Source organism: Pseudomonas sp. MWU12-3103b, from assembly GCF_023100615.1.
Lineage (GTDB): Bacteria > Pseudomonadota > Gammaproteobacteria > Pseudomonadales > Pseudomonadaceae > Aquipseudomonas > Aquipseudomonas putida_A.
Genome location: NZ_JALMEY010000013.1, coordinates 95603 through 111451, shown reverse-complemented (window position 1 = coordinate 111451; position 15849 = coordinate 95603). Strand labels below are relative to the sequence as shown.

The following is a 15849-nucleotide window of genomic DNA, read 5'->3' as shown; positions in this document are numbered from 1 at the left end:
GCCACACAGGGCCGCAATGACGCCTACTCTGTCAGCGATTGACGTCGACCACAACCCTGCCGCGAAGCTGTCCGGCTAGCAACTTCGGCGCCGCGTCGATGGCTTCGCCGAGGGCGATTTCATGGCTGATCAAAGGCAACAGAGCGAAATCCAGATCCTTGGCCAGACGCTCCCAGGCCTCGATCCGCCGCGCCTTGGGCTGAGTCACGCTGTTTATTCCGGCCAGGGTCACACCGCGCAGAATGAACGGTGCCACCGACGCCGGAAAATCCATGCCTTGAGCCAAGCCGCAGGCCGCCACCGTACCTTCGGCGCGGGTGCTGGCACAGGCGTTGGCCAAGGTGTGACTGCCGACCGAATCGATCACTGCGGCCCAGCGTTCCTTAGCCAAGGGCTTGCCCGGCTCAGACAAAGTTGCGCGATCGATGATCTCGCTGGCACCCAGTTGCTTCAGGTACTCATGCTCGGAAACCCGGCCGGTGGACGCCACCACGCGATAACCGAGCTTGCTGAGCAAGGCGATGGCGAAACTGCCCACCCCGCCATTGGCGCCGGTCACCAGCACTTCGCCCTGATCCGGGGACACGCCGTTACGCTCCAGCGCCAGAATGCACAGCATCGCCGTGTAGCCGGCGGTACCAATGGCCATGGCTTGCGCGGCGGTAAAGGCTTTGGGCAACGGAATCAGCCAGTCGCCATTGAGCCGCGCCTTTTGCGCCAGCCCGCCCCAGTGACTCTCGCCCACGCCCCAGCCGTTGAGCAGCACCTGATCACCGACCTGGTAATCGGGATGCGAACTGACCTCGACCGTGCCCGCCAAGTCGATCCCCGGCACCATCGGAAACTTGCGCACCACAGGGCTGCTGCCAGTAATCGCCAGTCCGTCCTTGAAGTTCAGCGTGCTGTACGCGACCTTCACCGTCACGTCGCCTTCAGGCAACTGCGCTTCGCTGATCTGCTGCAGGCTGGCGCGGTAACCGCTGTCGTCTTTGTCGATCAAAATGCCGTTGAACATGGCTGCCTCTCAATCAATGGGTTCAGATCCTCGTGCCCTGAAATAACACAAAGCAACACATTGCCCCACCCGACTTTGCGCCAATTCGCGAATCCGCCCGGTAATTGTGAAGCGGGCGGCTATGCTTTTTCGACGGTCGTGCTTTCGCTGCCATCCTGCTGAAAGCGGCCCTGTCGATGGAGCTGACAATGTCTTACCCGCGCTCGTTGCTTGCGATACTGATGCTGTGCCTGCTGACGGTTGGCAACACTTGGGCTACCCCGGCTACCGCCAGCAAACCTGTCGCTGCCGACACTGCCCCGAGCGCGCCGACGTGGCCGCAAGTGATCAGCAGCGGCAAGGCCAAACTGACTGTTTACCAGCCGCAACTCGACAGTTGGGATGGCTACACCCTCAATGCCCGGGCTGCCGTCGAAGCCACCGGCGCCGACGGCAAACCCACCTTCGGCATCGTCCAGTTCAGCGCGCACACGCTGGTCGACAAGGCCACGCGCTGGGTCGCACTGGATCAGTACAAGATCATCAAGGCCGACTTCCCTGCCGACGCCAGTCAGGCCGACGTCTGGCTCGGCGCGCTGCAGAAAGATGCCGAAAGTCGCAAGAAAACCATCTCCCTCGATCAACTTGAAGCCGCCGTCGGCGTGCTGTCGGCCGAGCAGAAAGCCGACAGCGCGCCGCTGGAAAACACCCCGCCGACGATCATCAGTTCAGACGTCCCGGCGCTGCTCGTCTACATCGATGGCGACGCCGTGTACCGGTCGATCGATGGCACCGCGCTGCAACGGGTGATCAACACCCGCCCGCTATTGCTCAAGGACGCCGAGGGCAAGCACTACCTGCATGTGTTCGATGGCTGGATGGTCGCTGACAGCCTCAGCGGCGAATACACTCGTCTGACCTCGCCGCCAGCCGATCTGGAGAAGGCCAAACAGGCGGCGATCCAGAGCCGTCAGGTCGATCTGCTGACCGGGCAGAGTGATCCGAAAGACAAGGTGCCAAATCTGGCCAGACCGCCGCAGCCGAAAATCTTCATCGCCACCACGCCCACAGAGCTGATCGTCACCGACGGCGCAGCGCAGTGGCTACCGATTCAGGGCACCAGCCTGCTCTACGTGAGCAACACCACCGGGCACATCTTCAAGGAAATCGGCGACCAGAACAGTTACGTGCTGATCTCCGGGCGCTGGTTTCGCGCTGCCGACATGCGCGGCCCATGGACGTTTACCCCGGCGGACAAACTGCCGGCAGATTTCGCCAACATCCCGGACGACAGCCCGAAAGAGAACGTCAAGGCCTCGGTCGCCGGCACGCCACAGGCCAAGGAAGCCGCGATCGCGGCGACCATCCCGCAAACCTCGGCGATCAAGAAAAGCGCAGTGAAAATGACCGCACCGCAGTTCGATGGCGAGCCACAGTTGAAGGCAATCAACAGCACATCCCTGCAGTACGTGGTCAACAGCGCGACGCCGATTATTCGTGTCGACAACGACAACTGGTATGCGGTGGAAAACGGTATCTGGTTCAGCGCCACTTCGGTGAACGGGCCATGGAGCGTCGCCAGTTCGGTGCCGGCGGTGATCTATTCGATCCCGCCGAGTTCGCCGATGCATTACCTCACCTACGTCAAAGTCTATGAGTCCAGCGGCGACACCGTGGTGGTCGGCTATACCCCGGGTTATCAAGGGTCGAATCTGGATCCGGCCACCGGCGTGGTGGTCTACGGCACCGGTTATCCGTACACGCCGTGGGTCGGCAGCGTCTGGTATGGGCCACCGGTGACCTACGGTTTCGGCGTCGCCATGCGCTATACGCCGTGGACAGGCTGGACCTTCGGTTTCGGCTTCGGCTGGAGCTGGGGCGGCAACACCGTGGCGATGGGTTGGGGCTGGGGCGCTTATCCATGGTGGGGCAATTATGGCTGGGGTTACGCCTGGGGCCCGCGCCTGTACCCCGCGCCACTGGCCTGGGGCGGCGCCGCTTATGGCTATCGTGGCGGTGCTGTGGCCTGGGGGCCCGGTGGCTGGGCAGGCACCACCGGCAACATTTATCGTCAGTGGGGGGATCGCGCGACGGTGAGTCGCTATGGCGCAGGCTACAACGCCTGGACCGGCAATCGCTGGGCCGGTCAGGTTGGCTCGTCCTATAACTCGCGCACCGGCATTGCGGCGGCAGGCCAACGCGGCGCGGTGCACAACGCCTACACCGGCAACTACGCGGCTGGACGCAGCGGTGAAGTGGTCGGGCCGAATGGTGGCGCCATCGCCGCTGGCCGGGTCACCGCAGGTAATGCTCGCACCGGCACCCAGGTCACCGCCAATCGTGGCGCGGTGTACAACCCCAACACCGACAAGACCACGCAGTATGCCGGCGTGAAAGGCCGCAACGGCGGCGCCGCACGGGTTGGCGACAACGTCTATGCCGGGCGCGACGGCAACGTCTACAAGAAAACCGACAACGGCTGGCAATCGATGGTCAAGGGCAGCCCGGCCCGCACGGCGCCGGTCAACAACAATGCGCAACTGCAGAACCTCAATCGCGAGTCTGCTGCGCGCAACTTCGGCAACCAGCGCACCAACAACTTTCACAACTCCTCGCAAGTCATGAACCGCTCATTTGGGGGCGGCGGGGGCGGCGGTTTTCATCGCCGCTGATGGCTGCATTGAAAATTCAGACTGGCCCCGAGTCCGGTTTTGCTGTTAAAAAACCGGCTCTGCCGTCCCTGCCCCGTTTCATCGTTCGGAGAACCGCTTTCATGAGCCAATGGCCTGACACTCGCATTCTTGACCTGCTCGGCATCGAGCTGCCGATCATTCAGGCCCCGATGGCCGGCGCCACGACTTCGGCAATGGTGATCGCCGTGTGCAACGCCGGCGGCTTGGGTTCGATGCCTGCCGCAATGCTGAGCATCGAGCAGTTGCGCGAAGAGCTGAAGACCATTCGCGAGCACACCCGCAAACCGTTCAACGTCAATTTCTTCTGCCACCAGCCACCGGCCGCCGATGAACAGCGCGCGCAAGACTGGAAAAACCTGCTGGAGCCTTACTACCGCGAATTGGACGTCGATTTCGACGCACCGACACCGGTTTCCAACCGCGCGCCATTCGATGCGGCAGCGTGCGCCGTGCTCGAAGAGTTTCGTCCTGAGGTGGTGAGCTTTCACTTTGGTCTGCCGGAAAAATCCCTGCTGGATCGGGTCAAGGCCACTGGCGCGAAAATCTTCTCGTCCGCCACCACTGTCGATGAAGCGATATGGCTTGAGCAAAACGGTTGCGACGCGATCATCGCCATGGGTTACGAGGCTGGCGGGCATCGCGGGATATTTCTCAGCGATGACTTGAGCAGTCAGGTCGGCACCTTTGCGCTGGTGCCGCAGATCGTCGATGCGGTCAAGGTGCCGGTGATCGCTGCCGGCGCCATTGCCGATGCACGCGGTGTCGCCGCAGCATTGGTACTCGGTGCGTCAGCGGTGCAGGTCGGCACCGCGTATCTGTTCACCCCGGAAGCGAAAGTCAGCGCCTCGCATCACCAGGCGCTGCGCAGCGCCAAGGAAAGCGAAACCGCGATTACCAACCTGTTCACCGGCCGCCCGGCTCGCGGCATTCTCAATCGGGTGATGCGCGAAATCGGCCCGATGTCACCGAAAGCTCCGGCCTTCCCGCTGGCCGGCGGGGCGCTGATACCGTTGCGTGCCAAAAGTGAAGCGCAGTTCAGCAACCTCTGGGCCGGTCAGGCATTCCCGCTGGGCCGAGAGCTGAGCAGCGCCGTACTGACCAAGGAACTGGCGCAAGGCGCGCTGGCAAAACTGGGCTATCACTGATCCGATTGAGGATGAGGCGTGACACAGCCTCATCCTGTATACAACAGCACTTCCTGTTTAGCGGCATTTCGCTATATATTTCTCTATATAGCGTTCCACCCTTCGCATCGGTGCAGTCCACCTCCAACAATAACTGCCCTCTGCACTCGCCCATAACGGAGCTGTTACATGACCATTCGTGCCCCACGTTTTGCCCCAACCTGCCTGGCCACCCTGCTTTCGGTATTCGCCTTCGGTACCGCTCAGGCTGATGAAGTGCAGGTGGCCGTTGCCGCCAACTTCACCGCGCCGATCCAGGCAATTGCTGCCGATTTCGAAAAAGACACCGGGCACAAACTGGTCGCCGCGTACGGTGCCACCGGTCAGTTCTATACCCAGATCAAAAACGGCGCGCCGTTCGAAGTGTTCCTCTCGGCGGACGACACCACGCCGGAAAAACTGGAAAAAGAAGGCGACACCGTCAAGGGTTCGCGCTTCACCTACGCCATCGGCACCCTGGCCCTGTGGTCGGCGAAAGATGGTTATGTCGACGCCAAAGGTGAAGTCCTGAAGAAGAATGAATACCAGCACCTGTCCATCGCCAATCCGAAAGCCGCGCCATACGGTCTGGCCGCTACTCAGGTGCTGGAAAAACTCAATCTGACTGAGGCGACCAAGGCGAAGATCGTCGAAGGCCAGAACATCACCCAGGCCTACCAGTTCGTGTCCACCGGCAACGCCGAACTGGGTTTTGTCGCACTGTCGCAGATCTACAAGGACGGCAAGGTCACCAGCGGTTCGGCGTGGATCGTTCCAGCGAGCATGCACGACCCGATCAAACAGGACGCGGTGATTCTCAACAAAGGCAAGGACAGCGCCGCCGCCAAAGCGCTGGTTGAATACCTCAAGGGTCCGAAAGCCGCTGCGGTGATCAAGTCCTACGGTTACCAGCTCTAAATGTCGCTGACGAGTGCCGACTTCGCGGCGATCTGGCTGACCCTGAAACTGGCGTCCCTGACCACCGCTATCCTGCTGGTCGTCGGCACGCCGATTGCCCTGTGGTTGTCGCGCAGCCGTTCCTGGCTGCGTGGCCCCATCGGCGCAATCGTCGCCCTGCCCCTCGTACTGCCACCGACCGTGATCGGCTTTTATCTGTTGCTGGCGATGGGACCTAACGGCTTTCTCGGCCACTTCACGCAATGGCTGGGCCTGGGCACTCTGACCTTCAGCTTTACCGGGCTGGTAATCGGTTCGGTGATCTATTCCATGCCGTTTGTGGTGCAACCGTTGCAGAACGCGTTCTCCGCCATCGGCACCCGCCCACTGGAAGTGGCCGCAACCTTGCGCGCCAATCCCTGGGACACTTTTTTCAGCGTGATCCTGCCGTTGGCCCGCCCCGGTTTCGTGACGGCGGCGATCCTCGGTTTCGCGCATACCGTTGGTGAATTCGGCGTGGTGCTGATGATCGGCGGCAACATTCCCGACAAGACCCGCGTGGTCTCGGTGCAGATCTACGACCATGTCGAGGCGATGGAATATGCCCAGGCCCATTGGCTGGCCGGGGCGATGCTGGTGTTTTCGTTTCTGGTGTTGCTGGCGCTCTACTCCAGCCGCAAGACCCGCGCGGGCTGGAGCTGATCGATGATTGATGCACGTCTGAAAATCACTTATCCGGGTTTCAGCCTTGATGTCGATCTGCATTTGCCGGGGCGTGGCGTGACTGCGCTGTATGGTCATTCCGGGTCGGGCAAAACCACTTGCCTGCGCTGTATCGCCGGGCTTGAGCGAGCCGAGCAGGGTTTCATCCAGATCAACGACGAAATCTGGCAGGACAGCGAACGGCGGATTTTCGTCCCGCCGCACAAACGTGCGCTGGGTTACGTGTTCCAGGAAGCCAGTTTGTTTCCGCACCTGTCAGTGCTGGCCAACCTGCAATTTGGCCTTAAACGCATTGCCAAGGCCCAGCGCCGGGTCGACATGGCGCAAGCCACCGAGCTGCTAGGCATCGGCCATCTGCTGGAGCGCCATCCGCAACACCTGTCCGGGGGTGAACGTCAGCGTGTCGGCATCGCCCGCGCGCTGTTGACCAGCCCGAAACTGTTGCTGATGGATGAGCCATTGGCCGCCCTCGACAGTCAGCGTAAAAACGAAATCCTGCCGTACCTGCAACGTCTGCACGACGAGCTGGACATCCCGGTGCTTTACGTCAGCCATGCGCAGGATGAGGTCGCTCGCCTGGCCGATCATCTGGTGCTGCTCAGCGACGGCAAGGCCCTGGCCAGCGGCCCGATTGGCGAAACCCTCGCGCGCCTTGACCTGCCAATGGCGTTGGGCGATGACGCTGGTGTAATCATCGAAGGCCAGGTCAGCGCCTACGATGCCGAGTACCAGTTGCTGAGTCTGCAATTGCCGGCGACTGCCATGAACATCCGGGTGACTCACGCGCCGATGGCGGTCGGTCAGGCCCTGCGCTGCAAGGTGCACGCCCGCGACATCAGTCTGGCCCTGCACAACAGCGAGGCCAGCAGCATCCTCAATCGCTTGCCGGTGACCGTGGTCAGCGAGCTGGCGGCGGACAATGCCGCGCATGTGCTGATTCGTCTGGATGCCGGCGGCACACCGCTGTTGGCGCGGATCACGCGGTTTTCCCGGGATCAGCTCGGCATCCACCCGGGCCAGCATTTATGGGCGCAGATCAAGGCCGTCGCCGTGCTGGCCTGAATTGGTTGGCACGACGGCCACGGCGCGCGGTCAATCGCTGTAACAGAGCGATTCGCCAAGGACACCGCCATGCCCGACACCGCACTAGCCGACGTCTTACCGCCCGACCTGCATTACGTCGACGATACCCAACCCGGCCTCACCCGTAAAAAGCTGCGTGGCAAGTTCGCCTATTTCGATCCGGCCGGGCAGCGCATCACCGACCCTGATGAGATCAAACGGATCAATTCGCTGGCAGTGCCGCCGGCCTACACCGACGTGTGGATCTGCGCCGATCCGCGTGGCCATTTGCAGGCCACCGGACGCGATGCCCGGGGCCGCAAGCAATATCGCTATCACCCGCGCTGGCGCGAGGTGCGCGATGCCGACAAGTACTCGCGCTTGCGTGAGTTCGGCATGGCATTGCCGAAGTTGCGCAAACAGCTTGAAACCCTGCTGGACGCCCCCGGTTTCAGCCGCGACAAAGTCATGGCCACGGTCATCACGCTGCTCGACGCCACGCTGATTCGTGTCGGCAATACCCAATACGCGCGGGACAACCGCTCCTATGGCCTGACCACCCTGCGCAGCCGACATGTCGAGGTCAACGGCAGCGCGATCCTGTTCCAGTTTCGCGGCAAAAGCGGCATCGAACACCAGATCACCGTCAAGGATCGTCGCCTGGCGCGCATCATCAAACGCTGCCTGGAAATCCCCGGACAAAATCTGTTTCAGTATCTGGACGAAAACGGCGAGCGGCACACCGTCAGTTCCCACGACGTCAACAGCTACCTGCAAACCCTCACCGGTGCCGACTTCACCGCCAAGGATTACCGCACCTGGGCCGGCAGCGCACTGGCTCTGGCGGTATTACGCGAACTGCAATGGGAGTCGGAAGCCGAGGCGAAACGGCATGTGGTGGAGATGGTCAAGAGCGTGTCCAAACAGCTGGGCAACACCCCGGCGGTGTGCCGCAAGTGCTACATCCATCCAGCCGTGGTCGAGCGCTTCCTGCTCGGTGCGCTGGCCGAACTGCCACGCCCGAGGGTGCGCAAGGGCTTGCGCTCCGAGGAAGTGGCGCTGGCGATGTTTCTCGAGCAAATGATGGACGCGTCTTGATCGCGGCGGATGGGTGATCTAGGCTAGCCACCTTTCCCCCGTCCGGACGACCGCAGACAGTGAACAATCAAGCCTTCTGAAAATGTAATCGCGATAAGCGCTGAATGGCGCCTGTCAGTCTTCACGACATTTTTCGGAGGTGCCGATGACTCACGTCTCGCGTACGCCTGCCCTCGTCTCCCTGAATCAAATCAGTTTTCAGTTCGCTAATGGCGAGACGATTTTCAACGACCTGAATCTGCAATTCGATCACACCCACACCGCGATCGTCGGGCGCAACGGCGTCGGTAAGAGCGTGCTGGCCAAGCTGATTGCCGGACATTTGCAACCGACTGCCGGTAGCCTGACGTGCTCGGTTCCATTGGCCTATGTAGCGCAAACATTCACCACCGAAGCGGGACAGACCGTGGCCGATGCCACCGGCACCGCCGCCGCCCTTCGCGCATTGCAACGGCTGCAGTCTGGCGAGGCGGCAGCAGAAGATTTCGACATTCTCGGCGAGCGCTGGGATCTGCCCGAACGTCTGCGCCAATCGCTGGATAACGCCGGTCTGCCGGACATTGCTCCCACGGAGCTGACCCAACCGCTGAGCGGCGGCCAGCAAGCGCGGCTGGCGTTGATCGGGGCGTTTCTGAGTCCGGCGCGCCTGTTGGTGCTGGATGAGCCGACCAATCATCTCGACGGCCCGGGCCGCGACTGGTTGATGAGCGAACTGGAACGCTGGCGCGGCGGATTGATCGTCATCAGCCACGACCGGCAATTGCTTGAACGCATGCAGCGTATCGTCGAGCTGACGCCGCTGGGTGTTACGGTGTACGGCGGCAATTTTTCCGTTTACAAGCAGCAACGACAGATCCATCAGGCGGCGGCGCAAGCGACGCTGGATCAAAGCCGAACCGAGCGCCGGCGCGAGCAGCAGCGCTTGCAAAACGAGCACGACACCATCCAGCGGCATGCCGCCCGCTCACTGCGCAATGCCAAAACCGCCAACGTCTCGGGCTTCGAACGCGCCGGCCTCAAAGGTGCGGCGAGGCAGATCATGGGCCAGGTGCGTCATGGTCATCAGCAGCGCAAATCGGAGCTTGATGCACGGGTGCGCGATGCCTATGCCAAAGTGCTCGCGGATGATGCGGTGCTGATGAACCTGCCCGGCAGCGCAGTGCCTGCTGCGCGCAGAGTCTGCTCGTTGATTGATACGTGCCTGCCATGGCTGCCGGCGCAACCGTTCAATCTCACGCTGAGCGGTCCTGTGCGCGTCGCCGTCATTGGTCCGAATGGCTGCGGCAAATCGACGTTGCTCAGAGTGCTCGCAGGTCAACTGCATCCCGCCAGCGGCGAATGCATCACCCATGTTCCCGTGGCTTATCTGGACCAGCATCTGAAGCTGCTGGATGACCGTCTCAGCGTCATCGAGCAACTGCTCGCGCTGCAGAGTCCGTTGAGTGAGAGCGAATTGCGCAGCCATCTGGCGCATCTGCAACTGGACGCGCAACGGGTCACTCGAGCGAGCGCTTCACTGAGCGGTGGAGAACGTTTGAAAGCCGCGCTGGCGGTGGCCTTGTGGGGCAAGACACCTGCGCAATTGTTGCTGCTCGATGAGCCGAGCAATCATCTGGATCTGGCATCGGTTCAGGCTTTCGAGCAGGCATTGCAGACGTTTCCCGGCGCAATTGTTGCGGTTTCCCACGACACTGAGTTTCTACAGGCGTTAAAACCGACGCACCACCTGGCTTGGCATGCCACAGAGTGGCGGCTGCAACCGACGAACTGACTGGCTATTTTTTGCACGATTGGCCAAGGCTTCTATAGTTGATCTGACACCTATTTGCTGTGGTGACGCCATGGAAGACATCTTTGTCGTAAAACGCTGCAACAAGATCATCATTCACGGCCGCCGCGCCGGGGAAAGCCAACATGAACCCGCTGAGGCCAGCAGCTGGTTTCGGATCAACGACACCCGCACCGGCGGCTTCATCGGCGACGGCTACGATCTTGAGGAAGATGCCCGACGCGAATGCCGACGGCTCAATGCGGCCAGCTCGCCGCTGCCGGCGCGACAATCGGCCGGCTGATGCAATTGACAGGCGGCGTCTATACTCAAAGCAGCTGACGGACCAGCGCCCCAACGGCAGAGAGCTCGCAGCCCGCGGGCTTTTTGCTGCCTCTCAACGGTTTGTCTGAACGGAGGTGTTCCATGTCCGAAAAAGAGTCCATCACCACCCTCCTCACCTTGCTCGACTCTCGTCAGGCGCGACTTGCCGCGGCCTGCAAGGAAATCGCCGACTGGGTCGATCATCAAGGCGGCCATCCGACTGCCCTGCGCATCCGCGATCGACTGAACGACATCGAAAAAGACACACCGCTGATCCGCAGCACCCTGTCGTCGCTACAACCGGTCGAACGGCCACTGCCACGTTTCAGATGACTGCACAGCGATAATCGACAGCTAACCGGCGTACCGTCTGGCCGATGTACCGAACACCCCGAGGTGTGGGCGGTCAAAACCTGTACACGTCATCCAGGAGACGGTTCATGGTTATCCATTTCAAAACAGAAGGACATCTGGCTTGTGGTCACAAGGGCGACAACCTTGCCTCAAGCCTGGAACTCAATCGCGTCAAATGCCGCAGCTGCCGCAACACAGACGCCTACAAAGAAGCACGCAAGACCCAACGCAATGCCGCACGCCGCGCAGCGCGCCACACCAAAGCTGATCATGGTGCGTCGAACTGGCGTTCGGAGTGGATCGAACGCCTGACCGCGCTGGCCGGGCCGCAGCGCCTGCCAAGGGGCTTTTTCGGGCAAGCGTTCGTATAACCGATTGATGTCGTGTTTTTAGTCCATCACTCGACGTGAATTGTCCCGAATTCACCGCTCGAACCCATCAATGCCCTGGCCTTATCGTCAGGGCTTTTTGTTGAAAACACCGGTTCGAGCAGCCCGTAGCCCTGAGGCAAGCTTGCAAATAGCCAACGCGCCCTCATAACCAGAACCATATCCACCGTCACCTATAGGCAAAAAATCATGACCGGACAAACCGAAACCGCGATTCTCGCCGGGGGCTGCTTCTGGGGCATGCAGGACCTGCTGCGGCGTTATCCCGGTGTGCTGGAAACCCGCGTCGGTTACAGCGGCGGCGATGTACCGAACGCCACCTACCGCAACCACGGCAACCACGCTGAAGCCATCGAAATCATCTTCGACCCGGCGGTGATCAGCTACCGGCAGATCCTCGAGTTCTTCTTCCAGATCCACGATCCGAGTACGCCCAACCGCCAAGGCAACGATCTCGGCCCCAGCTATCGTTCGGCGATTTATTATCTCAACGAACAACAGCGTGACATCGCCGAAGACACTGCTGCGGATGTCGACGCTTCCGGGCTGTGGCCGGGAAGCGTGGTCACCGAAATCGCACCGGCGGGTCCCTTCTGGGAAGCTGAACCTGAGCACCAGGACTACTTGGAGCGGATCCCGAACGGTTACACCTGCCATTTCATCCGCCCAAACTGGAAGCTGCCGAAACGCAGCTGAAAACACACCTGCGTAATCACTCAACGCACGGCGCTGGCCTCAACTGAAGGCCGGCACTTGCGCACCTCTGGAATTGATCATTTTGGTGAGCCCTCCGTAGCACAGTTCAAGCGCCCAAGGATGAACATACGTTCATCGCAAGCATGGCTCAAAGCGTCTAGCCTGCGGGTTCCAACATAGTGCCTACAGGAGTGCCCCACCATGTTTTCGCACGAAAGCCTCCCGCTGATTGCCATTTTCACCATCATGCTACTGTGCGTACTGGCTGCGTTTTTACACCCGGTACATGCATTCTTCAGCTGGCTGCGCAGGCGCAAGGAACAATCAAACGCCCAGGCTGCAAAAGAGGTTGATTCGCGCTGAATGTGTTCCCTCAACTGGCCCGGGTATGCCTGGGCTTTTTGTTTTCTGGCCGAACAGCAGGTACAAAAAAGCCCAGCGCGGGGCTGGGCCTGATTTTTCGTCAAGGTTAAAAACATCGCCGCCATCTTGCCGACGTTGAAGTCCATGCCGATAAACAGCGGCTCACCGGGCAGCACAGTGTCGAAGCAATGGTTGAGCTTGCGGTCGTAAGCGTGGTAGATCGACCCGGACTGCTGCCGCAACTCTCTTCGGATGCGTCGCGATTCCAGAAGAGACCTGGACCAACTTGGGTCCGTCTAATCTCGTCACCGAGGCTGGAAAAATTGTTTGCTACACAGATGCCAACATTATTGATGGCAAGCGGATTGTAGGGACTCTGTGCGCCACTCCGCGCTCGGGCTTTCTGAGCGATGGCGAGCCACAAGTTCTCGCAGGCGTGAACTACCGTCAACCGTTCCGAATAGACCTCAGTAAAGCCACAAAGGGCGAACAACTGCCATTCGGTGACGAGACGGGCCTTCTTGAATGCGAGCCAGATGAGGCCGACGGGGCAAAATCCACCCCCGTGAAATTCTGCAAGGTAACAATCAACGGACAGGCTCTAGTCAGCGCTAAGATTACCTTCGCATACAAGTAACCAAGTCAAAGCCGCAGTATCCCTGCGGCACGCCTACCGCACCATCACCATTCCGAACCACTCTTCAATGATCCGGCGCATGACTGGCTCTGTCAGGATTGCGGATGGTTTTTCGCCGGCGATCACTGAACGCACAAGGTCACAGGGCAGCACGTGGACACCGTCTTCAGCCGTTACCGTCAGGTGTGATCGCTGATCCGCAATGTCATGAATTTATGCGGTCATGCGCTGCTCCCGTGTCGCGACACAATTTGCTGATTCGCGAAACGTGTCGCGACCTGGAAAATTGGAATTCTTCACTCCAGATAAACAGCTACCATTCATTTCTTTCGAACGGAATCGACCAATGACCTTCAGATACATTGTTTTGATGCTCGCGGCCGCTTCAGTGACCGGGTGCGGAACGATAAACACGACCTTCAGGGACGATGCCGTGGCTAGCAATAAACTGGCTCGTTGGCATTCCCATTGTGACTCGGTTCCGCGAATCTACAGCGGTACAGTCTTTAATTACTGCACGCTAGACGCGGAACCACGGCGAAGCACTGGTTTCGATGGATATCCTGCGCCCGCACTTATTGTTCTCGACATGGGGCTCTCAGCGGTTACAGACACTGTCGTGCTGCCCTATTCCATCTACCTGCAGAACAAGCACGGCGATATCAAGAAGGCTCGTTTCGAGTAGCAACTGTACTGACCACTTCGATGAGATGGTGGCGCGACCTACTTGCCGCGCCGCTCGATCCCGCCCGGCGTCTTTTCACAACGCATGCAGTGCTCACAGTTCAGCGTTCGGCACAGGCAGGCCTTCACCCGCCGCCACCAGATGACCATGAAGATGTGACGCATACCGGCAAGGGCCAGCGAGACGTGAAGCGTGATCCCGGCGGTGGTCGGGCCGATGATGAAGATGTTCTGGTTGCGGCTCATCACCACAAACCCGCTGATGGCGATCGCTGAATAGATCAGCTTGCCGAGGATTCCGTCCCGCACTCGACCGCTCAGAACACACCAAGTCGCCCACAAGGCAATAAAGCCGCAGGCGATAGAGTTGATCAGTTCAAAACTCATGGTGGATTGCCTCCCCCGAACCGCTGGCGAATGAGCACCCGGAGGTCAGCGGCTCTGATGGCTCGGTTGATGGCCGCAAGAGCGATCCGCCGAAGGTGCCCAGCAGGAAGCCAATGCCGCGACAATCTTCGGCTCAGTCACACCCAGATAGGTGCTGACATGCTCGTCAGGTACAGCGAGCAAGCGATGCCGGTGATCAGGAAGATCAGCCAGGCGCGCCATTCGGCCAGATCGTCTTTGTACCACCAGCTTGCGACGACAGCGCCGACCAGCCCTGCGATCAGCAATTCAAACCTGTCGATCTTGTCGAGCAGGCGCTGCAATAACTCCATGCACTCGACTCCTTAAATGCGAATGGCTATCCCTGCGGAAAAACTGGCTCAGCGCTTGTTGGAACTAGCCAGAAACATCCAGCCAAAACAAGTTGTGAAAAGCCCCCGAGGCTCCAAGGTGCCAAAGCCTAAGACGTGGGTCCAAGGCACAGCGGTGCATGCTCATGTTTCAACGGACAGGGTAATCAAGGCCGCCAAAACGAGAAGACCTTGAAAGGGATGGTTCTAAGAGCGGGCTTTGGGATGTAGACCAGGTGCTACCAACTTTTCCGAGAGCTGATTATCTGTTGGCATCTATCAGCCATCTCCGGGAGTGATACAGCCACATCAGACAGCACTCGATCCATCTCGCGCTCATCCAGAAACGGATAGACGTCGAGATTGAGAGCGATCTGAACCTTGCGCAAATTGGTGCCTTCTACCAGCCAACGCTCAATAGCGCGAGTCATCGCTGACCCGTTGTCCTCCGTCTGCCAGGCAAGAAAATCGAAGAGCCGGGCCACCAGCATGAAAGAGATTGAATCGGGAATATCGGCAAAAAGCCGGTCAGCCAGATTTTCCTCCCCAAACTCAAGGACGACTGCCCGCGCAGCGCTGAACGCTTCAGTGTATTCGGGCTCGCTGCTCTCTGCTGCGATCACGTTCAACGCCCTTTCAACAACCTGATGCATAGTAATTGCGCGCTCCGAAAAGGAGTTCGATGCTACCAGCCTTCAGCGCTACGGGCTAAACAACCAGCGCCACGACAGCCTGTCGTTAACTACCCGATCCTCTCTATGAGAGCGCATCGGGGTGTGATCTGAGGCCAAGCCTCAGGCGGCGGATGTGCCAACAGGAAGTCTTCAGGACTGCCCCATCCGCTTAATGCCGGTTGAGCCCCGGCCAGATCACACCCCGATGCGAAAGAAAACTGTGGCCTACTCCCGCCCCTTTGCATCTCGGTAATAGCTATCACATATCACTTCAAGTAATTCTTGGGTGGCCTCGGCCCGCATGCGTACAACCATTTGCTCAAGCTCCGCTTTGTGTTTTGGCTGCGAGGAGAATTCCCGAATGTCGTTTGCTAATTGAGTCGACATGTGTGGATGTAGCGATATGAATTGCTCTAAAGAAAGCTCCTTTTCTGGATGCTTCTCTCCGCAGACTTGGTAGAGAGCTGCACCACCGACGGCCATCTCATGTTCGCTGGCAGCATGTGCGGTCGATGCAAGAGTGCAGCCAATAAGTGCGGCGAACACGCCAATACGCGATCTTTCCAACGGCATTTCATACTCCAGCGTTCATG

18 protein-coding genes and 2 pseudogenes are annotated in these 15849 nt (G+C 59.8%); 15 read left to right on the top strand and 5 right to left on the bottom strand.

What is annotated here, in order from left to right; translation table 11 throughout:
* Nucleotides 1-31: 31 nt before the first annotated feature.
* On the bottom strand, nucleotides 32-1015 hold the full coding sequence (locus M0808_RS19955) for an MDR family oxidoreductase (protein ID WP_247842216.1): 984 nt from the start codon (nucleotides 1013-1015) through the stop codon (nucleotides 32-34).
* Nucleotides 1016-1203: 188 nt separating this feature from the next.
* Here M0808_RS19955 and M0808_RS19950 point away from each other — a divergent pair, with 188 nt between their 5' ends.
* The 14 genes from M0808_RS19950 (at nucleotide 1204) to M0808_RS19885 (ending at nucleotide 13846) form a co-directional block, all read left to right on the top strand.
* Nucleotides 1204-3666: an autotransporter gene (locus M0808_RS19950; protein ID WP_247842215.1), complete on the top strand. Its 2463-nt coding sequence runs from the start codon at nucleotides 1204-1206 to the stop codon at nucleotides 3664-3666.
* A 101-nt stretch (nucleotides 3667-3767) separates the two neighbouring features.
* Nucleotides 3768-4832 carry a nitronate monooxygenase gene (locus M0808_RS19945; RefSeq protein ID WP_247842214.1) on the top strand — a complete coding sequence of 355 codons (1065 nt, stop codon included), beginning with the start codon at nucleotides 3768-3770 and terminating at the stop codon, nucleotides 4830-4832.
* 168 nt (nucleotides 4833-5000) lie between these two features.
* Complete coding sequence (modA, locus tag M0808_RS19940) at nucleotides 5001-5768, top strand: molybdate ABC transporter substrate-binding protein (protein ID WP_027612682.1); 768 nt, start codon at nucleotides 5001-5003, stop codon at nucleotides 5766-5768.
* A complete protein-coding gene (gene modB, locus M0808_RS19935) occupies nucleotides 5769-6449 on the top strand; it encodes a molybdate ABC transporter permease subunit (RefSeq protein ID WP_003225407.1) in 681 nt (226 codons plus the stop codon).
* Nucleotides 6450-6452: 3 nt separating this feature from the next.
* Nucleotides 6453-7532, top strand: a complete 1080-nt coding sequence (gene modC / locus M0808_RS19930) for a molybdenum ABC transporter ATP-binding protein (protein WP_247842213.1) — start codon at nucleotides 6453-6455, stop codon at nucleotides 7530-7532.
* Between the two features lie 69 nt (nucleotides 7533-7601).
* Nucleotides 7602-8630, top strand: a complete 1029-nt coding sequence (locus M0808_RS19925; protein ID WP_096796534.1) for a DNA topoisomerase IB — start codon at nucleotides 7602-7604, stop codon at nucleotides 8628-8630.
* Nucleotides 8631-8775: 145 nt separating this feature from the next.
* Complete coding sequence (locus M0808_RS19920; RefSeq protein WP_247842212.1) at nucleotides 8776-10401, top strand: ABC-F family ATP-binding cassette domain-containing protein; 1626 nt, start codon at nucleotides 8776-8778, stop codon at nucleotides 10399-10401.
* Nucleotides 10402-10471: 70 nt separating this feature from the next.
* Entirely contained in the window at nucleotides 10472-10702 is a 231-nt protein-coding gene (locus M0808_RS19915) for a hypothetical protein (RefSeq protein ID WP_007964938.1), read from the top strand.
* A gap of 122 nt (nucleotides 10703-10824) precedes the next feature.
* A complete protein-coding gene (locus M0808_RS19910) occupies nucleotides 10825-11055 on the top strand; it encodes a hypothetical protein (RefSeq protein ID WP_007964939.1) in 231 nt (76 codons plus the stop codon).
* A 107-nt stretch (nucleotides 11056-11162) separates the two neighbouring features.
* Nucleotides 11163-11447 (top strand): hypothetical protein, encoded by a 285-nt coding sequence (locus M0808_RS19905; protein ID WP_098964161.1) that lies wholly within the window; start codon nucleotides 11163-11165, stop codon nucleotides 11445-11447.
* Nucleotides 11448-11654: 207 nt separating this feature from the next.
* Nucleotides 11655-12161, top strand: coding sequence for a peptide-methionine (S)-S-oxide reductase MsrA (gene msrA / locus M0808_RS19900; protein ID WP_247842211.1), 507 nt, complete (start codon nucleotides 11655-11657; stop codon nucleotides 12159-12161).
* A gap of 201 nt (nucleotides 12162-12362) precedes the next feature.
* Nucleotides 12363-12524, top strand: a complete 162-nt coding sequence (locus M0808_RS19895; RefSeq protein ID WP_247842210.1) for a hypothetical protein — start codon at nucleotides 12363-12365, stop codon at nucleotides 12522-12524.
* Nucleotides 12525-12810: 286 nt separating this feature from the next.
* Nucleotides 12811-13161, top strand: coding sequence for a hypothetical protein (locus M0808_RS19890; protein ID WP_247842209.1), 351 nt, complete (start codon nucleotides 12811-12813; stop codon nucleotides 13159-13161).
* 223 nt (nucleotides 13162-13384) lie between these two features.
* Nucleotides 13385-13846, top strand: a complete 462-nt coding sequence (locus M0808_RS19885) for a YceK/YidQ family lipoprotein (RefSeq protein ID WP_316851778.1) — start codon at nucleotides 13385-13387, stop codon at nucleotides 13844-13846.
* Between the two features lie 38 nt (nucleotides 13847-13884).
* Here M0808_RS19885 and M0808_RS19880 read toward each other — a convergent pair whose 3' ends face one another.
* Both M0808_RS19880 and M0808_RS19875 read right to left on the bottom strand, forming a co-directional pair.
* Nucleotides 13885-14232, bottom strand: a complete 348-nt coding sequence (locus M0808_RS19880) for a hypothetical protein (protein ID WP_247842208.1) — start codon at nucleotides 14230-14232, stop codon at nucleotides 13885-13887.
* A pseudogene (locus M0808_RS19875) lies at nucleotides 14229-14564 on the bottom strand (MFS transporter). Before M0808_RS19875 ends, M0808_RS19880 begins: the two are co-directional and overlap by 4 nt.
* A gap of 28 nt (nucleotides 14565-14592) precedes the next feature.
* Between M0808_RS19875 and M0808_RS19870 the strand changes: the two are divergent.
* A pseudogene (locus M0808_RS19870) lies at nucleotides 14593-14778 on the top strand (IS4 family transposase); the annotation flags it as partial.
* Nucleotides 14779-14821: 43 nt separating this feature from the next.
* Here the strand turns inward: M0808_RS19870 and M0808_RS19865 are convergent.
* A complete protein-coding gene (locus tag M0808_RS19865; protein WP_247842207.1) occupies nucleotides 14822-15235 on the bottom strand; it encodes a hypothetical protein in 414 nt (137 codons plus the stop codon).
* 246 nt (nucleotides 15236-15481) lie between these two features.
* On the bottom strand, nucleotides 15482-15829 hold the full coding sequence (locus M0808_RS19860) for a hypothetical protein (protein ID WP_247842206.1): 348 nt from the start codon (nucleotides 15827-15829) through the stop codon (nucleotides 15482-15484).
* Nucleotides 15830-15849 lie beyond the last annotated feature (20 nt).

Coding starts and splice junctions, on each gene's coding strand:
- M0808_RS19955 (WP_247842216.1), bottom strand. CDS start 1,015: ATGTTCAACGGCATTTTGATCGACAAAGACGACAGCGGTTACCGCGCC.
- M0808_RS19950 (WP_247842215.1), top strand. CDS start 1,204: ATGTCTTACCCGCGCTCGTTGCTTGCGATACTGATGCTGTGCCTGCTG.
- M0808_RS19945 (WP_247842214.1), top strand. CDS start 3,768: ATGAGCCAATGGCCTGACACTCGCATTCTTGACCTGCTCGGCATCGAG.
- modA (WP_027612682.1), top strand. CDS start 5,001: ATGACCATTCGTGCCCCACGTTTTGCCCCAACCTGCCTGGCCACCCTG.
- modB (WP_003225407.1), top strand. CDS start 5,769: ATGTCGCTGACGAGTGCCGACTTCGCGGCGATCTGGCTGACCCTGAAA.
- modC (WP_247842213.1), top strand. CDS start 6,453: ATGATTGATGCACGTCTGAAAATCACTTATCCGGGTTTCAGCCTTGAT.
- M0808_RS19925 (WP_096796534.1), top strand. CDS start 7,602: ATGCCCGACACCGCACTAGCCGACGTCTTACCGCCCGACCTGCATTAC.
- M0808_RS19920 (WP_247842212.1), top strand. CDS start 8,776: ATGACTCACGTCTCGCGTACGCCTGCCCTCGTCTCCCTGAATCAAATC.
- M0808_RS19915 (WP_007964938.1), top strand. CDS start 10,472: ATGGAAGACATCTTTGTCGTAAAACGCTGCAACAAGATCATCATTCAC.
- M0808_RS19910 (WP_007964939.1), top strand. CDS start 10,825: ATGTCCGAAAAAGAGTCCATCACCACCCTCCTCACCTTGCTCGACTCT.
- M0808_RS19905 (WP_098964161.1), top strand. CDS start 11,163: ATGGTTATCCATTTCAAAACAGAAGGACATCTGGCTTGTGGTCACAAG.
- msrA (WP_247842211.1), top strand. CDS start 11,655: ATGACCGGACAAACCGAAACCGCGATTCTCGCCGGGGGCTGCTTCTGG.
- M0808_RS19895 (WP_247842210.1), top strand. CDS start 12,363: ATGTTTTCGCACGAAAGCCTCCCGCTGATTGCCATTTTCACCATCATG.
- M0808_RS19885 (WP_316851778.1), top strand. CDS start 13,385: ATGCGCTGCTCCCGTGTCGCGACACAATTTGCTGATTCGCGAAACGTG.
- M0808_RS19880 (WP_247842208.1), bottom strand. CDS start 14,232: ATGAGTTTTGAACTGATCAACTCTATCGCCTGCGGCTTTATTGCCTTG.
- M0808_RS19865 (WP_247842207.1), bottom strand. CDS start 15,235: ATGCATCAGGTTGTTGAAAGGGCGTTGAACGTGATCGCAGCAGAGAGC.
- M0808_RS19860 (WP_247842206.1), bottom strand. CDS start 15,829: ATGCCGTTGGAAAGATCGCGTATTGGCGTGTTCGCCGCACTTATTGGC.